Source organism: Frigoribacterium sp. VKM Ac-1396, from assembly GCF_015350895.1.
In the GTDB taxonomy this organism is placed as follows: Bacteria; Actinomycetota; Actinomycetes; order Actinomycetales; family Microbacteriaceae; genus Frigoribacterium.
Genome location: NZ_JADKSD010000003.1, coordinates 408,019 through 422,684, shown reverse-complemented (window position 1 = coordinate 422,684; position 14,666 = coordinate 408,019). Strand labels below are relative to the sequence as shown.

14 protein-coding genes are annotated in these 14,666 nt (G+C 74.3%); 4 read left to right on the top strand and 10 right to left on the bottom strand.

From position 1 onward, the window contains the following. Positions 1 to 11 precede the first annotated feature (11 nt). The gene (locus ITJ55_RS14295; protein ID WP_194595987.1) at positions 12 to 689 is read left to right on the top strand and encodes an HAD hydrolase-like protein; all 678 of its coding nucleotides are present in this window, start codon (positions 12 to 14) and stop codon (positions 687 to 689) included. Continuing rightward, positions 686 to 1,987 carry a CynX/NimT family MFS transporter gene (locus tag ITJ55_RS14290; RefSeq protein ID WP_370544182.1) on the top strand — a complete coding sequence of 434 codons (1,302 nt, stop codon included), beginning with the start codon at positions 686 to 688 and terminating at the stop codon, positions 1,985 to 1,987. The genes ITJ55_RS14295 and ITJ55_RS14290 overlap by 4 nt, the downstream gene beginning before the upstream one ends. A gap of 4 nt (positions 1,988 to 1,991) precedes the next feature. Here the strand turns inward: ITJ55_RS14290 and ITJ55_RS14285 are convergent, their stop codons facing one another. Continuing rightward, positions 1,992 to 2,900: an SDR family oxidoreductase gene (locus ITJ55_RS14285; protein WP_194595986.1), complete on the bottom strand. Its 909-nt coding sequence runs from the start codon at positions 2,898 to 2,900 to the stop codon at positions 1,992 to 1,994. A gap of 224 nt (positions 2,901 to 3,124) precedes the next feature. On the opposite strand from ITJ55_RS14285, the gene ITJ55_RS14280 reads away from it, so the two are divergent. After that, positions 3,125 to 4,039 carry a cation diffusion facilitator family transporter gene (locus ITJ55_RS14280; protein WP_194595985.1) on the top strand — a complete coding sequence of 305 codons (915 nt, stop codon included), beginning with the start codon at positions 3,125 to 3,127 and terminating at the stop codon, positions 4,037 to 4,039. A 149-nt stretch (positions 4,040 to 4,188) separates the two neighbouring features. Here the strand turns inward: ITJ55_RS14280 and crcB are convergent, their stop codons facing one another. Genes crcB through ITJ55_RS14265 form a run of 3 tightly spaced genes read right to left on the bottom strand, consistent with a single transcriptional unit; the run spans position 4,189 to position 5,532 of the window. Next, positions 4,189 to 4,566, bottom strand: coding sequence for a fluoride efflux transporter CrcB (gene crcB / locus ITJ55_RS14275; RefSeq protein WP_194595984.1), 378 nt, complete (start codon positions 4,564 to 4,566; stop codon positions 4,189 to 4,191). Continuing rightward, positions 4,563 to 5,000 carry a CrcB family protein gene (locus ITJ55_RS14270; protein WP_194595983.1) on the bottom strand — a complete coding sequence of 146 codons (438 nt, stop codon included), beginning with the start codon at positions 4,998 to 5,000 and terminating at the stop codon, positions 4,563 to 4,565. The genes crcB and ITJ55_RS14270 overlap by 4 nt, the downstream gene beginning before the upstream one ends. A 13-nt stretch (positions 5,001 to 5,013) precedes the next feature. After that, positions 5,014 to 5,532: a universal stress protein gene (locus tag ITJ55_RS14265; RefSeq protein ID WP_194595982.1), complete on the bottom strand. Its 519-nt coding sequence runs from the start codon at positions 5,530 to 5,532 to the stop codon at positions 5,014 to 5,016. Positions 5,533 to 5,626: 94 nt separating this feature from the next. Here ITJ55_RS14265 and ITJ55_RS14260 point away from each other — a divergent pair, with 94 nt between their 5' ends. Beyond that, entirely contained in the window at positions 5,627 to 6,310 is a 684-nt protein-coding gene (locus ITJ55_RS14260; protein WP_194595981.1) for an SOS response-associated peptidase, read from the top strand. 86 nt (positions 6,311 to 6,396) lie between these two features. Here the strand turns inward: ITJ55_RS14260 and ITJ55_RS14255 are convergent, their stop codons facing one another. From ITJ55_RS14255 to ITJ55_RS14230, 6 genes are read right to left on the bottom strand one after another with little or no spacing between them, the layout of a single operon-like run. Further along, complete coding sequence (locus tag ITJ55_RS14255) at positions 6,397 to 6,978, bottom strand: hypothetical protein (protein WP_194595980.1); 582 nt, start codon at positions 6,976 to 6,978, stop codon at positions 6,397 to 6,399. Continuing rightward, positions 6,975 to 10,922, bottom strand: coding sequence for a type VII secretion protein EccCa (gene eccCa, locus ITJ55_RS14250; RefSeq protein WP_194595979.1), 3,948 nt, complete (start codon positions 10,920 to 10,922; stop codon positions 6,975 to 6,977). Before eccCa ends, ITJ55_RS14255 begins: the two co-directional genes overlap by 4 nt. Next, on the bottom strand, positions 10,919 to 11,890 hold the full coding sequence (locus ITJ55_RS14245; protein WP_194595978.1) for a hypothetical protein: 972 nt from the start codon (positions 11,888 to 11,890) through the stop codon (positions 10,919 to 10,921). Before ITJ55_RS14245 ends, eccCa begins: the two co-directional genes overlap by 4 nt. Next, positions 11,887 to 13,209, bottom strand: a complete 1,323-nt coding sequence (locus ITJ55_RS14240; protein WP_194595977.1) for an EsaB/YukD family protein — start codon at positions 13,207 to 13,209, stop codon at positions 11,887 to 11,889. The genes ITJ55_RS14245 and ITJ55_RS14240 overlap by 4 nt, the downstream gene beginning before the upstream one ends. Continuing rightward, positions 13,206 to 13,535: a hypothetical protein gene (locus ITJ55_RS14235; RefSeq protein ID WP_194595976.1), complete on the bottom strand. Its 330-nt coding sequence runs from the start codon at positions 13,533 to 13,535 to the stop codon at positions 13,206 to 13,208. The genes ITJ55_RS14240 and ITJ55_RS14235 overlap by 4 nt, the downstream gene beginning before the upstream one ends. Beyond that, positions 13,532 to 14,539 carry an RDD family protein gene (locus ITJ55_RS14230; RefSeq protein ID WP_194595975.1) on the bottom strand — a complete coding sequence of 336 codons (1,008 nt, stop codon included), beginning with the start codon at positions 14,537 to 14,539 and terminating at the stop codon, positions 13,532 to 13,534. The genes ITJ55_RS14235 and ITJ55_RS14230 overlap by 4 nt, the downstream gene beginning before the upstream one ends. Between the last annotated feature and the right edge of the window lie 127 nt (positions 14,540 to 14,666).

Sequence of the window (14,666 nt, the reverse complement as noted above, 5' to 3'; positions counted from 1 at the left end):
AGCTGAGGGCGATGACTCTCCCCTACACGGCCGTCCTCTACGACCTCGACGGCACCATCGCCGACTCGGCGCCCGCGATCACCGCCAGCCTCTCGCACACCATCGAGCGACTGGGCCTCGCGGTCCCCTCGCCCGACGACCTCATGGCCTGGGTCGGGCCACCGTTGCCCCAGAGCTTCGAGGTGCGCCTCGGGCTCGACGGCGACCGCCTGGTCGAGGCCATGCGCCTCTACCGCTCGCACTACCTGGCGAACGGCGCCCTCGAGGGCGAGGTCTTCCCGGGGGTCCCCGACCTCATGGCGGCCGTCCACGCCGCCGGCATCCCGACCTCGACCGCGACCTCGAAGCCCGAGACGCCGGCCACGGCGATCCTCCGGGCCCACGGCCTCGACCGCTACCTCGACGTCATCACCGGCGCCTCCGACGACGAGGTGCGCAACACCAAGGCCGACGTCGTCGCCGAGGCCCTGACGAGGCTCCGAGTGCGGGGCGCCGACGTCTCGCGGCCCGTGTTGATCGGCGACCGCCACCACGACGTCGAGGGCGCCGCCGTCCACGGCGTGCCCACGATCATCGTCGGCTGGGGCTACGGCGAGCCCGACGAGCACGTCGGGGCGGTCGCCGTCGCCGACGACGTCGACCAGCTGGCCGAGCTGCTCGGCGTCACGCTGCTGCGCGGCGCCGCGTGACCCGCGCCGCGACCGTCGTCCGGTCGCCGGCCGCCTGGCTGCTCACCCTGGCGATCGTCCTGATCGCACTGAACATGCGGGGGCCCATCGTGGCCCCGGCCCCCGTGCTCGACCAGATGAGTGCCGACCTCGGGCTCACCGCGGTCGTGGCCGGGCTGCTCACGAGCATCCCCGTGCTCTGCTTCGCCGTGGCGAGTCCGTTCGCCTCGGCCCTGATCGGCCGCATCGGCGCCGAGCGGGCCGTCACCCTGGGCCTCGCCGGCGTGCTGCTCGGCACGCTGCTGCGGACGGCGGGCGGCACGGTCTGGCTCTACGTCGGCACCGTCGTGATCGGCGTGGCCATCACGATCGGCAACGTGGTGCTGCCCGTCGTCATCCGCCGCGACTTCAGCCCCGAGCGCGCCGGCTTCGTCACCGGCATCTACACCTCGGCCCTCAACGTCGGGTCGATGATCACCTCGCTCGCCACGGCGCCGATCGCCTCGGTCGTGGGCTGGCCGCTGGCCCTCGTCACCTGGGGGCTCCTGGCCGTCCTCGCCGCCGTGGTCTGGTCGGTCGCGGTCGGGCCCCGTGTGGCGGTGCTCGGCGGCAACGTGGCCGTGGTGCCGGGGTCGCAGGCCGAGGTCGACGACCGGCACCGCGCCTCCTCGGCCACCGACGTGTTCACCGGCGGCATCGACGTCGTCGAGCCCGGCGAGGCCGAGGCCGACGCCCGCGAGCGCCGTCGCTCCGCCACCCCGTTGCTGCGTCGTGCGACGACGTGGGGGCTGACGCTCGCGTTCGCCGGCCAGGCCTTCGGCTACTACGGGCTCACGGCCTGGATGCCCACCCTGCTGCGCGACGAGGTCGGGCTGACGCGCGAGGCCGCGGGGGCGAGTTCGTCGGTCTTCCAGATCCTGGCGGTCGTGGGTGCTCTGGGCGTGCCGTTCCTGGCACTGCGGGTGCGACCGGCCGTGGTCATCGGCCTGATCGCCTTGTTCTGGTCGGCGATGCCGCTGGGTCTGCTCTTCGCCCCCGAGCACTGGCTGCTGTGGTCGGTCTTCGGCGGCGCAGCCCAGGGCGGCGGCATCACGATCATCTTCATCGTCATCGTGCGCATGGCTTCGACCGACGTCGAGGCACGCCGCCTGTCGGCCCTGGTGCAGGGCGGCGGCTACGCGATCGCGGCCCTCGGCCCGCTCGCGATCGGCGGGCTGCACGACGTCAGCGGCAACTGGCAGATCCCGATGATCGGCATCGCCGCGGCCGTCGTCGTGCTCGGGGTCAGCGGCGTGCTGTCGTCACGGCGCGTGCCCTGACGCCTCAGCCGCGCACTCCCCCGGCGAACAGCACCTCGAGCGTCAGCGGGTCGCGGCCGGTGAGGTCACGCACGGCCGTCGTCACCGTCGCCACCTCGCCCGAGGCCATCGACGTGTAGGTGCTGACCCAGGCGTCGGCCTGGAACGGTTCGGGCTCGAAGACGCGTCTCGACTCGTACGCCTCGTCGACGGTCTCGTCGACGAACGTGAACGCGCGCCCGCCGAGGGCCGTCAGCCGTGCGGCGGCCTCGGTCAGGGTGAACGCCTCGGACCCGGTCAGGTCGTAGGTCGCGCCCGCGTGCGACTCGTGGTCGAGCAGCACGACCGCCGCGACGGCGGCGACGTCGGCCCGGGCCACGGCCGCGACGCGCCCGTCACCGGCCGGCCCCCGGATGACGCCCTGCTCGTCCGCGAACAGCGGGACGAAGTCGAGGTAGAAGTTGTCTCGCAAGAAGGTGAAGCCGAGGCCCGAGGCCCGGATGTGCTGCTCGGTCGCGAAGTGGTCGCGTCCCAACGTGAACACCGACTCCGCCGACGCCCCGGCGAACGACGTGTAGACCACGTGCCGCACGCCCGCCTCGACGGCCGCGTCGACGAACGCGCGGTGCTGGTCGACCCGGTCGGGGGCCTCGGCGGCCGACACCATGAAGAGCGTCTCGACGCCGCGCAGGGCCTCGACCGACGCGGCTCGGTCGCCGTAGGTCGCCACGGCGACCTCGGCCTCTGCACCGTCGAGTCGCGGTGCCCGCGCGGCGTCGCGCACGACGAGTCGCAGCGGCACGCCCCGCTCCGACAGGTGCGCCGCCACGATCCCGCCGACGGCACCCGTCGCACCCGTGACGGCGACGAGCGACGAGGAGGCGCGGGCGGGGTCCCCCACGCGGGCGGACGAGGTCTCGGTCGAGTCGGTCATGCCTCACTGAACCATGCAGGGGGCGCGGGCTCCCAGGCGGGGTCGACCCGCGCCTCCTCGTCCGTCGTCCGGGCGGTCGACCGCGGCGTGCGCGCGTCGGATCGCCGCCCCTGCAGGGATCGAGACTCGTTATCGACTGGCCGGATCGACGGCGGAGGTCGGTGGGCGACGGTAGATTCGACGCCGGTCCGGCACCCCGGGCCACCACCCGACGAGAGGCGCCCATGGGTCACGACCACGGTCACGGACACGTCGCCGCCGACGGGCGTCGCCTGCGCCTCGCGATCGCGATCGTCGCGCTCGGCCTCGTCGCCCAGCTGGTCGGTGCCTGGCTCTCGGGTTCGCTCGCGCTGCTGGCCGACTCGGGGCACATGCTGTCCGACCTCGCCGGGCTGGTCATCGCCCTGGTCGCGACCATCGTCGCCGCCCGGCCCGCGAGCGGACGCCAGACCTACGGCTACCGACGGGCCGAGGTGTTCGCCGCCTTCGTCAACGGTCTCGTGCTGCTCGCCGTCTCGCTCTCGGTCGCCGTCGCGGCGGTGTCACGGCTGGTCGCGGTCGGCGAGCACGAGGTGCTCGGCCTGCCCATGCTGGTCGTCGGCCTGGTCGGCGGCGCGACCAACGTCGCCGCCCTGCTCGTGTTGCGCGGTGGGGCGACGCACTCGATCAACATGCGCGGGGCCTACCTCGAGGTGCTCGGCGACCTGCTCGGCTCGGCGGCCGTCGTGGTCGCGGCCGTCGTCGTGCTGACCACGGGCTTCACCCACGCCGACTCGGTCGGGTCGCTGATCATCGCCGCGATGATCGTGCCGCGGGCGTGGTCGCTGTTGCGCGAGGCGATCCGCGTGCTGTTCGGCTCGGCACCCGGCGACATCGACCTCGAGTCCGTCCGCACGCACATCGGCGACACCCCGGGCGTCGTCTCGGCGCACGACGTCCACGCCTGGCAGATCACCAGCGGGGCGACCGTGTTCTCGGCGCACGTCGTCGTCGAACGCGAGGTGTTCTGCGACATGAAGGTCGACGAGACGCTCGACGCCCTCGACCGCTGCCTCGCCGCCCACTTCTCGGTGGAGCACGCGACGTTCCAGCTCGAGCCGGCCGACCACGCCGGGCACGAACGCGAGACGCACGCCTGACGCTGCATTCCTCGACGCCCTCCCCCGGAGGCGTGGGTCGAGTGGGCGGGAATGGTCCTTCCCCAGTCGGCGTGCCCATGATCAGGTCGACGAGCCCGTCAGGTCGTCGGGGCCGTCAGGCCAACGAGGCCGTCAGGCCAACGAGGCCGTCAGGCCGACGAGCCGAGCCACAGGCCGAGGGACGCGAAGCCGACGCACGCGACGAGCATGCCCAGGCCGTTCGCGACCGCGGCCCCGCGACGCCCGGTGGCCAGCAGTCGCACCGTCTCGACGCTCGCGGTGCTGAACGTCGTGTACCCACCGAGCAGGCCGGTGCCGAGGACGGCCTTCCACTCGGGCGCGACGACCGCCTGCAGGGCGAGGCCGGTCAGCAGCCCCAGCGCGAACGAGCCCGACACGTTGATGACGGTCGTGCCCCACGGGTAGGCCGCGCCCAGGCGGTCCTTAACGAGCCCGTCGACGACGAAGCGGACGGCGGCACCGATCCCGCCGGCCGCCGCGACGGCGACGACGAGCAGCGGGCTCACGAGGCCCGTCCGGCGAGACGTGCGCCGACCCGGATGCCGGCCGCCGCGGCGAGCACCCCGAACACCAGGCTCAGCAGCCCGTAGAGCCCGGCCACGGCGAGGTCGCCTCCGCCCGCCCCGGCGAGCTGCGCGGTCTCGGTCGCGAGCGAGCTGTAGGTCGTGAACCCGCCGAGGACACCCGTCCCCACGAAGAGTCGGGCCCGGCGGCGCCCGCCCTCGTCGGGCCCGGAGCGCAGCAGCCGCTCGAGCAGCAGGCCGAGCACGAAGGCCCCGACCACGTTGATCGCGAAAATCGCCGTGTCGAACGCACCCCACGACGGCACCACGAGCGTCACCCCGACCCGCGCGGCCGTCCCGAGGGCGCCGCCCAGCGCGACGAGGGCGATCAGGGACGGACGGAGGTGCGGGGCACGAGGGCGCGCAGCCCCCGTCACCGGCGGCCTCGCGTCACAGCTCGTCCTCCCACGGCAGCGTCTGGCTGCGGGGGACGGGGGCGAGCGGAACGACGACGACCGGGCGGTGCTGACGGTGACTGAGGTGCAGGGCGACCGAACCGGCGAAGAACTCGCGGACGCTGCCCCGCAGGCCGGCCTCGCGACTGCCGACGACGATCAAGGGGGCGTCGAGCTGCTCCGCCAGGTGCGACAGGCACTGGGCGGGGTCGCCGGCGACGACCGAGGTGCGCAGCTCGACGCCGCGAGCCGAGGCGATCGGCCGCAGCCGCGCCTCCATGTCGACGTCGAAGGACAGCGTCTCGGTGTAGTCGTCGGGGTCGAGGGGGTACGACAGGACGGTGCCGTCGATGCCCTCGGCGAAGGCGAGCCGGTCGGGCTCGACCGAGACGCACAGCAGGCCGGTGCCGAAGCGTGCCGCCAGGTCGGCCGCGGTCGACACCACGGACTCGCCCGAGTTCGGCACGACGCCCACGACGACGAAGCCGTGGGCGGGGTTCTGCTCGTCGGACATGGTCACCACCCTCTCACCGCGTCGCCACCTCGCGCGGCGACACGGCCACAGTGAACCACCGCCGCACGCTCGCGCGGAAGAGCAGACTGGCGGCATGTGCGGTCGCTACGTCGTTGCCCGGGCCACGTCCGATCTGCTGCCGAGCCTGCTCGACGGCCTCGGGCCCCTGCCCGACGACTTCAACGTCGCCCCGACGACGGTCGTGCCGGTCGTCCGCGAGCGCCACGGCGAGCGGCAGCTGCCCGGTGCCCGCTGGGGCTTCGTGCCCTCGTGGTACCCCGACCTGAAGAAGCGGCCGCAACCGATCAACGCCCGCGTCGAGACCGTCGCGACGAGCGGCATGTTCCGCCGGGCCTTCGCCACGAGTCGCTGCATCGTGCCGGCCCAGGGGTACTACGAGTGGGTCGTCACCGAGACCGGCAAGCAGCCGCACTACGTGCACCAGCCCGACGCCGGCCTCGCCATGGCCGGCCTCGTGGGCGCCTGGCCCGATCCGACGAAGGCCGAGGACGACCCCGACCGCTGGGTGCTGTCGACCACGATCATCACGCGCGACGCCCACGTGGCGCCGGGCGAGGTGCACGATCGCATGCCGGCCTGCCTCACGCCCGACTCGTACGACGACTGGCTGGGTGACGGCCTCGACGCCGACGAGCTGCTGGCGCTGCTCGACCGGGACTCGTTCGAGGTCGCGCACGACCTCGTGCAGCACGAGGTGAGTCGCGACGCGAACAACGTCCGCAACAACGGCCCGCACCTGATCGAGCCCCTGGGCTGACGCCCCCCACCCGCCCGCTGCGGGCCCAGGACCCGTCGACCGAGGAGGCGCGGGTCGCCTCCCCCGCGGACGCGCGGCCCGCCGCCTCAGCGCGCGTCGCGGTGGCTGGCCAGGCGTTCGCGCAGGTACGACACGAGTTCGGTCTGGGCCCGTCGGGACTCACGGGTCAGCCGGTTGAGGGGGACGCGGCCGCCGGCCGCCAACGCGGGGTCGCGCGGGACGACGACGAGCGACCGCCGGCCGAACTCGTTCTGCAGGGCCTCGCTCGCGCGCGTCGTGCGGTGCTCGCCGAAGACGCCGACGACCACGAGCATCACCCGGCGCAGGCCGCCGACTCCGTGTCGCTCACGGATGCGGCCCAGCACCCGCTGCGCGTCGGCGAAGCCGACCGGGGTCGTGGGGGCCACGACGACGCCGAACACGCTCGGATCGTCGAGCAGGTCGAGCAGTGCGCCGTCGGCGTGCGCACCGAGGTCGTGCAGGGTCAGTTCGCGATCGACGCTCGACGCGTCGTCGCCCCCGGTCAACCGCGACCCGAGGTCTCCACCGGAGTGGTCGACGAGCCGGGGCACGGACCCACCGGAGAGCTGGGTGAAGAGCAGGGCCGTGACCGTCGTCGTCCCGACGCCGCCGGCGACTCCCGCCACGACGACGGTCCGGCCCGTCACGCGCGTCCCCCGTCGGCCCCGGCGCTCGAGTCGGCCTCGAACCGTGCCACCTGGACGATGCGGGGGGCCTGACCGCGCCGCACGAGGCGGCCACGACCGGCCGTCATCTGCTCGGCGTAGACCTGCGGCACGATCGGTCCCTCGCTGCGCTCGCCCGACATGACGAACGACGACCCACCCGTGTCGCGGAGTGTCTGCAGCGCCGGGTCGTAGAGCGCCCGCGCCGAACCCGCGACGGGCCGGCTGATCAGCACGTGCAGCCGGAGGTCGCGTGCGGACGGCAAGAAGGGCAGCAGCGGCTTGAGCGGCTCCGTGCCGCCCGAGGCGACGATGTCGTAGTCGTCGACGACCACCACGATGCGGGGGCCGGCGTCGCGATCGCCGGCCTGGCGCTTGGCGAGCTCGTCGGCGACCGCCACGGCGAGGGCGCGGGCGTCGGTGCTGGTCGACGCGTGACCACCGAGGTAGTCGTCCGGCACCTCGGCGACGAGGTCGCCGCGCAGGTCCATCAGGGCCACGACGAGCTCGTCCGGGGTCGCCCGGTCGACGAAACCGCGGACGAGTCCGCGCAGCAGGGTCGACTTGCCGGCCTTCGAGTCGCCGAAGACGAGCAGGTGCTGGTCGGTCGCCGGGTCGAGGGCGACCGGCTGCATCGTGTCCTGGCGCAGACCGAAGGGGATCGCCTCGGGCTCGTCCAGCGCGTCGGGCAGCTCGTCCGGCGAGAGCTCGGTGGGCAGCAGCCTGATCGGCGCGGCCGCCGGCCCGTTCCAGCTCGCCGCCGACCGTCGGGCGAGCGCCTCGAGCGCGTCGCCGACCTCGTCGTCGTCCGTGTCGTCGAGCACCGGCAACGCCACCTGGGCGAACAGGCCCTCGTCGGTCAGTGCCCTGCCGGGCTGGTCGGCCCGGATGGTCTGGGCGAGCTTGCGACCGATCACCGAGTCCGCCGGGTCGTTCAGGTGCAGCTCGACCCGGGTGCCGACGAGCGGCTGCTGGGCCATCCGCAGCTCGTTCCAGCGCGTCATGCCCAGGACGACGTGCAGCCCGTAGCTGCCGCCGCGCAGCAGCAGGTCGCCGAACGCGGTCTCGAGCTCGGCGAAGTCCCCGCGCAGTTGGCCCGTGCCGTCGACGACCAGCACGACGTCGGCCGAGATCAGTTCGGGCACGTCGCCCGCCGCGTGCAGTCGACGCAACATGGCGAGCGAGTCGATGCCGTGGTCCCTGAAGACCCGCTCGCGGGTCGTCAGCATGGCGGCGAGCTCCTCGAGCAGCCGCAGGAGGCGGTCCTTGCTCGCCCGGGTCGCGACGCCGCCGACGTGCGGGAACCCCTCGATGCGACCGAGTCCGCCGCCCGTCAGGTCCATGCCGTAGATGCCCACCTGCTGTGGCGTGTGCGTCAGGGCGAGCGAGGCGACGAGCGTGCGCAAGAACGTGCTGCGTCCGGTCTGCGGCGCCCCGATGACGGCGACGTGGCCGCCGGCCCGGCCGAGGTCGAGCAGCCAGGGTGCCTGTCGTTGGCGGGCCGGATCGTCGAGCAGCCCCATCGGCACCCGCAGCCCGCCGGCCTGGTCCGCGCCGACGACCCGCGAGAGCGCCAGGCGGTCGGGCAGGGGCGGCAGCCAGACCGGGTCGACGTCGCTTCCGCCGCCCATCAGGCGGTCGACGGCCTCGTCGATCACGGCGCGACCGACGTCGGGACGCGACAGCTCTTCTTCGCCGTCCTCGTCGTCGCCCCCCGCGATGCCGTTGTACGTCGGCAGCAGCAGGGCGGTCGGGCGGGCGTCGTCCCCGGCGAGCGCCCGGGCCGCCTCGGTCGGCAGCGGGCCCGAGACGTAGCCCGCCCGGAACCGCCGGTACACCGAGGTGTCGACCTTCAAGAAGCCGAAGCCGGGCACGGCCGGCAGGTGGAACGCGTCCGGTCGGTCGAGCACGATCGAGCTCTCGGCCTCCGAGAAGGTGCGCAGGCCGATGCGGTACGAGAGGTAGGTGTCGAGGCCGCGCAGCTTGCCCGCCTCGATGCGCTGGCTCGACAGCAGCAGGTGGACGCCGATCGACCGTCCGATGCGTCCGATGGTGAGCAGCAGGTCGACGAACTCGGGTTCTGCGGTGAGCAGCTCGCCGAACTCGTCGATGACGACGAACAGGTGGGGCATGGGCGGCAGCTCGGGCCGACCGACGCGCATCTCGCGGTAGTGGCTGATCGACGAGGCGCCGCCGGCGTCGCGCAGCTGCTCCTGACGTCGGACGACCTCGCCCTGGATGCTGACGCGCGCCCGCTCGGTGAGCTGCGCGTCGTCGGCCAGGTTGTCGATCAATCCGGCGACGTGGGGCAGCCCCGCGAACGGGGCGAACGCCGCGCCTCCTTTGTAGTCGACGAGGATCATGCTGAGGTCGTCGGGCGAGTGCGACAGGGCGAGGCCGAGCACGAGCGTGCGCAGCAGCTCGCTCTTGCCCGATCCGGTCGCGCCGATGCAGATGCCGTGGGGGCCCATGCCGAGCTGGGCGGACTCCTTGAGGTCGAGCAGCACCGGTGCCCCGAAGTCGTCGAGGCCGATCGGCACCCGCAGGAAGTCACGTGGCGAGCGAGGCGTCCAGGCGGACGCGGGCGTCAGCGTCGTGACGTCGTCGATGCCCAGCAGGTCGGTGATCTCGACGGCCTGGGCCGAGTCGACCTCGTCCTGACGGCTGAGGCTGAGGCGCAGCGGGGTGAGGGTGCGGGCGACGGCCTCGAACAGCTGCGGGGTCGTGGCGTCGACGGTCGCGGTCTGCACGCGGACCTGACCGTCGTCCTCGACGCGGGCGTCGGTCACGACCGCCGTGTCGCCCTCGACGGTGATGCGCAGGGTGACGTCCGACGGCTCGTGCAGCCGGTCGCTCAGCAGGTGCACCGTCGTGACGCCCAGGTCGGTCGGCGAGAGGTCGGCGTCGGGCACGGGGATGCTCGAGGCCACGTGACCCCAGTCGTCGACGAAGACGACGAGGCGCGACCCCTCGGTCCGTGCGGTGGTGCCGATCGAGCGCTTCGTGGTGGCGGCCTCCTGGGCACGGTCGCCCAGCTCGCCGCCGATCACCGAGAGCAACGAGGAGGCGCTGGTCGCCACCCGGCGCGCCGGCACCGGTCCGTCGTACAGCGAGTCGTCGACCGCGTGCGGCACCAGGTCGAAGCCGCGCCAGTCCGCGGCTGCGGCCTCGGGGAACGCCGCCGCCAGGTGCACGTCGTCGGGCGAGTGCAGGGCGGCGAGCTGCAAGATCATCGAGCGGGCGACCCGCAGGGCGCCCTCGCGGTCCCCCAACACGGCGACCGAACCGGCACGGTCGAGGTCGACCGTGATGGGCATGCCCCGCACGGTCGCGAGGTGCTCGACCACGGACTCGGCCTCGCTGGCCATGATCGGGTCGAACGGCTGCACGGGGTTCGGGTCGTCGGGCACCGACATCGGGAACCAGGTCAGGTCGCCCTCGCCGATCCGCACCGACAGGAAGTCGTCGTGGTGGCGTCGGCGCTCCCAGAGGCGGGCCGGGTCGCGCACCAGCTCGAGCAGGGCCGCCGGCTCGGGGTCGAGCACGGCCGCCGTCGCCCGGACGGCGCGCGCCTTCGTGCGCATGCGCGACCGCAACCGCTCGAGGAAGTCGAGGTAGCGCTCGCGCTGCAGCCGACGCTGCCGGGCCGCGTTGCCCCGTTGGCTGAGGGTGACGGCGAGGCCGCCGACGAGGGCGACGATCAGCAGCACGGCGCCGACCAGCAAGAACAGCGGGTTCGAGCTGCCGCGGTAGACGACGATCATCACCACGCTCGAGAGGGCGCCCACGACGGGCAGCAGGGCCTGCACCGGCACGCCGCCGACCTTGCCGTCGGCGAGTTGGGGCGGTGGCGTGATGTCCTCGTGCTCGGCGGGCTGGACGGGTCGCGTGATGCGGGTGGGCCGGTGGACGAGCTTGACGGTCATCGTCGCGCCTCCAGGTCGTCGGCGATCGCCGGACGGGCGTCCCGACCCCGCGCCTGGCGGCGTTCGGAGGGGCGGTGATCGGTCGCGGAGGACGCCGGGCCGGGGTCGTCGACGGGTGGGGTGCCCCTCGGGGCCGACGGGACGTCGAGGGGCAGCAGGGCCGCCGCGAGCCGGGCGTAGGCGATGCGGGTGCGCGTGCCGAGGGCCGCGCTCGACACCGGTCGCCCGCCGGAGCGGGCCGCGTCGTAGGGCACGCGCACGACGGGCACCGTGGGGTCGTCGCCGACCGTGACCGGGGCCGCACGACCGGCGTCGCCGACGTCGACCAGGGCGATGACCACCTCGGGCCGGTCGGGGTGGTCCTTGACGGCCCGCACGAGTGCCGCGGCCTCCTCGGCGGCATGGCGGTCGGCGCGGGCCACGATGCAGACCGTCCGGCTTGCCGACACCACGTCGGTGAGGTCGGCGCGCCAGTCGCGAACCCCCCAGTCGGTCACGACGAGGTCGAAGAACCGGCTGATCGGCGTCACCTCGTCGAACCAGCCCGCCGCGGCGGCCACGGCCCGCGACTCGCCCCGCGGGTCGAGCGAGAGCGCGTACAGGCCCGAGGGCGTCCGCGGCAGGCCGTCGACGGCGTCGACCGACCGGCGGGCCGTCCGCCGCCGTGAGCTCGGGGCAGCACTCGACCCGGCCGGGACGCCGGCCTGCCACAGCATGCCGCGGGGGCCGCGTGACGCATCCACGCCGAGGACGAGCCCCGGGCGGCGGCGCGCGAGCAGGGCGGCGACGTAGCCGGCGGTCGAACTGGCCCCTGTCCCGCCCCGCGCCTGGACGAACCCGATGCGGCGCGACACCGGCAACGGACGCCGGACGATCTCGTCCACCGCCGTGACCTCGTGGACGCGGGCGCTCACGCTGCCGAGCAGGGCGAGCGGCGCCGACCGGACGAAGGCGTCGAAGGCGCTCACGAGAACGCCCCCAGCAGGTCGGCGTAGACCCCGAACACCCCGAGCAGGACGGGCAGCAGGGCCACGACGCCCAGCGACTCGACCAGGTTGCCGACCCGCCGCAGCGAGGCGCGCTGGTGGGCCACGGGGTCGACGCCGCCGGCCACGACGGCCACGACGACCCCGATCGCGAGCACGACCACCACGAGCCACGAGGGGGCGAGCGGTTGCACGAGCAGGCCACCGAGCAGGCCGACGAGGGCGGCGGCCCAGAGCACCCAGCCCTGCGCGGCGATCGGCAGCGCCCGGGTGCGGGCAGCGACGACGAGCACCACGGCCGCGCCGAGCCCGACCTGCCACGGGTCGGCCGATCCGACGGACGAGACGGCCGTGACGGCCAACGGGCCGGCGACGGCGAAGGTCGACCAGGTGAGGGTCCGGTAGGCGTCGCCGACCGTCAGCAGGACGTCGTCACGGCGACCCCGGCGTCCGTCGACGACCTGGTCGTCGAGTCCCGTCAAGCCGGAGGCGCTCATGGCGTACCAGGGCAGCAGACCGCAGACGACGACGGCCAGCACGGCACCGACGCCGACGGCGCCCGCGTCCGGGACGCCGAGCGATCGCAGCACGATCGGCACTGCACCCAGCACGACGCCGAGCACGCCGCCCCACCACGCGGACCGCGAACCGAGGCCGGCACCCGCGCCGAGGGCCAGGGCGACCCAGGCGAGCACGACGACGGCGAGCGCGACGTCGACCGGCGGCAGCCCGAGGGCCGGAGTGGCCCCGAGCACGACGGCCAGCGGCGCCGCGCAGCCGAGCGCGACCGAGGTCGCGGCGACGGCGAGCCACCGCCCGCCGAACCGGCCGGAGACGAGGGCGACCACGATCGCGAGACCGTAGACGACCGGGATCGTGCCGACGGGGTCGACGTCGGGCGTCCTCGTCAGCACCACCGAGAGGACCAGCGAGAGCAGGCCGACGGCGACGGCCGCCGTCGCCGTGCGCGACCGCCGCGTCCACAGACCCGGTCGGCCGGCGAGCGACTCGGCCAGCACGTCCGTGACGTCCGCGACCTCGGGAGGCGGCGGTGCCGCGTCCTCGCGGAGCAGGCGCAGCAGCTCGCCGTCGACGACGCGCTGCTCGGCCACCGACAACGAGGTGTCGAGCTGCTCGCCGGTCGAGCGGACGAGGGTCAGGGGGCGCGAGACGGCGCCCGGACGCTCGTCGAGCAGCTCCATGAGGCGGGGGATCAGGCCACCGATCGGCTCGTCGGCGGGCACGACCAGCTCGGCCTTGCGTGCCGTGCCGACGATGGTCAGCCGGGTGTAGTCGGTCATCGGGGCTCCCTGGTGGGGGTGGGGTCGGGGGCGTCGGTCGACGAGGGGGACGGTGACGGCGGGTCGGTGACCGGCACCGCGCCTCCCGACCCTCCGGTCGTCTGCGACTGGTTCGTCCGTTGGTCGGCGAGCACCGAGAGCACGAAGGACGTGCCGGCGCAGCCCGCGCAGGCGACCGCCGCGATGACCAGGCCGACGATCAGGCGGCGGACGTTGTCGTTGACGAGACGCCGTTCGTCGAGCTCGCCGAAGAGCAGCGCCGAGACCAGGCGCGACCGGTGCGTCTTGACCGTCTCGAGCAGGACGACGTCGCGATCGCCGCTCATGCGTCCACCACCCCCGACGGCTGCACGGTCAGCCGGCGTTCACCGAGCTCGACCACGTACCCCGGGGCCGCCGGGCCGCGGAGGCCCGCGACGAGCGGCTGCCGGGTGCCGTCCGGCGCGACGAGCGACGACCCGTTGGTCGAACCGAGGTCGGTGACCCAGAGCACGGCGCCCTCCCACGCGAAGAGGGCGTGGGTCTTCGTCAGGCTGCGTGCGAGGTCGGCCCAGGCGAAGATCGGGTGCTCCTCGCCCTCGCGGTTGACCGGCGCGCGGCCGATCACCAGGGTCGTCTCGAGGTCGAGGCGTTCACCGCTGTCGAGCTCGAGGACGATCGACGGGGCGGCGGCCGGCGGGCGGCCCTGTCCCGTGCGTCCGAAGGTGTTCTCGTCGGGGCGGCCGGCGCCGTCGAGCGGGTCGGCGGGGTGCGGTGGCAGCGGAGCGGCCGCCGCCGCGGGCAGGGCGGGCCGTTGCCCGAGCGGGGGCGAGGACGTCATGGGGTCGCGGCCCCGGCGCAGGTCGACCGTCACCGCCTGCCGGCGGAAGCTGAAGCGGCCGCGCCGGTCGACCCTCAGCACGGCCGGCGGGCGTCCGGTCAGATCGTCCACGGTGCGCAGCGAGAGCAGCAGTCGGCCCACCGAGCGGCCGCCGCGCACGTACAGCACGACGTCGAGCACCACGAAGGCCAGGGCGACGACCACGACCGCCACCTCGACGGGGACGGGGACGAGTGCGTCGCCGGGCGTCACGGACGACGAGCCCGTGACGACCCCGACGACGAGGACGCCGAGCAGCACGAGGGGCACGCCCCAGTCGACGGCGACCGCGCTGCGCCGCCTCGACGGCGTGGCCGTCTGCACGCCGGCGAGCAGCCCCGAGTACGTGCCGATGGCGCTGCCGGTGGCCGCCGAGACGATGCGCACGCCGCACCAGAAGCACCAGGTGGCGCCCGCGCCGAGCGGCTGGCCGCAGCGCCCGCAACTTCGTGCGCCCACCAGTGCGCCCACGGTGCCGCCTCTCGCCTGCGGGGTGATCGGACCAGGTCGTCGAGACCGACGGTGCACGATCGCCCGCGTCCCCGGAGCGCGCGATCGGCCCCAGGCTAGCCGACCCCGCGTCCCCCGGTGGGACACC

What these genes read in the sequence shown, in the direction of transcription:
- ITJ55_RS14295 (WP_194595987.1), top strand. Translation starts at nt 12, where the DNA reads ATGACTCTCCCCTACACGGCCGTCCTCTACGACCTCGACGGCACCATC.
- ITJ55_RS14285 (WP_194595986.1), bottom strand. Translation starts at nt 2,900, where the DNA reads ATGACCGACTCGACCGAGACCTCGTCCGCCCGCGTGGGGGACCCCGCC.
- ITJ55_RS14280 (WP_194595985.1), top strand. Translation starts at nt 3,125, where the DNA reads ATGGGTCACGACCACGGTCACGGACACGTCGCCGCCGACGGGCGTCGC.
- ITJ55_RS14265 (WP_194595982.1), bottom strand. Translation starts at nt 5,532, where the DNA reads ATGTCCGACGAGCAGAACCCCGCCCACGGCTTCGTCGTCGTGGGCGTC.
- ITJ55_RS14260 (WP_194595981.1), top strand. Translation starts at nt 5,627, where the DNA reads ATGTGCGGTCGCTACGTCGTTGCCCGGGCCACGTCCGATCTGCTGCCG.
- eccCa (WP_194595979.1), bottom strand. Translation starts at nt 10,922, where the DNA reads ATGACCGTCAAGCTCGTCCACCGGCCCACCCGCATCACGCGACCCGTC.
- ITJ55_RS14240 (WP_194595977.1), bottom strand. Translation starts at nt 13,209, where the DNA reads ATGACCGACTACACCCGGCTGACCATCGTCGGCACGGCACGCAAGGCC.
- ITJ55_RS14235 (WP_194595976.1), bottom strand. Translation starts at nt 13,535, where the DNA reads ATGAGCGGCGATCGCGACGTCGTCCTGCTCGAGACGGTCAAGACGCAC.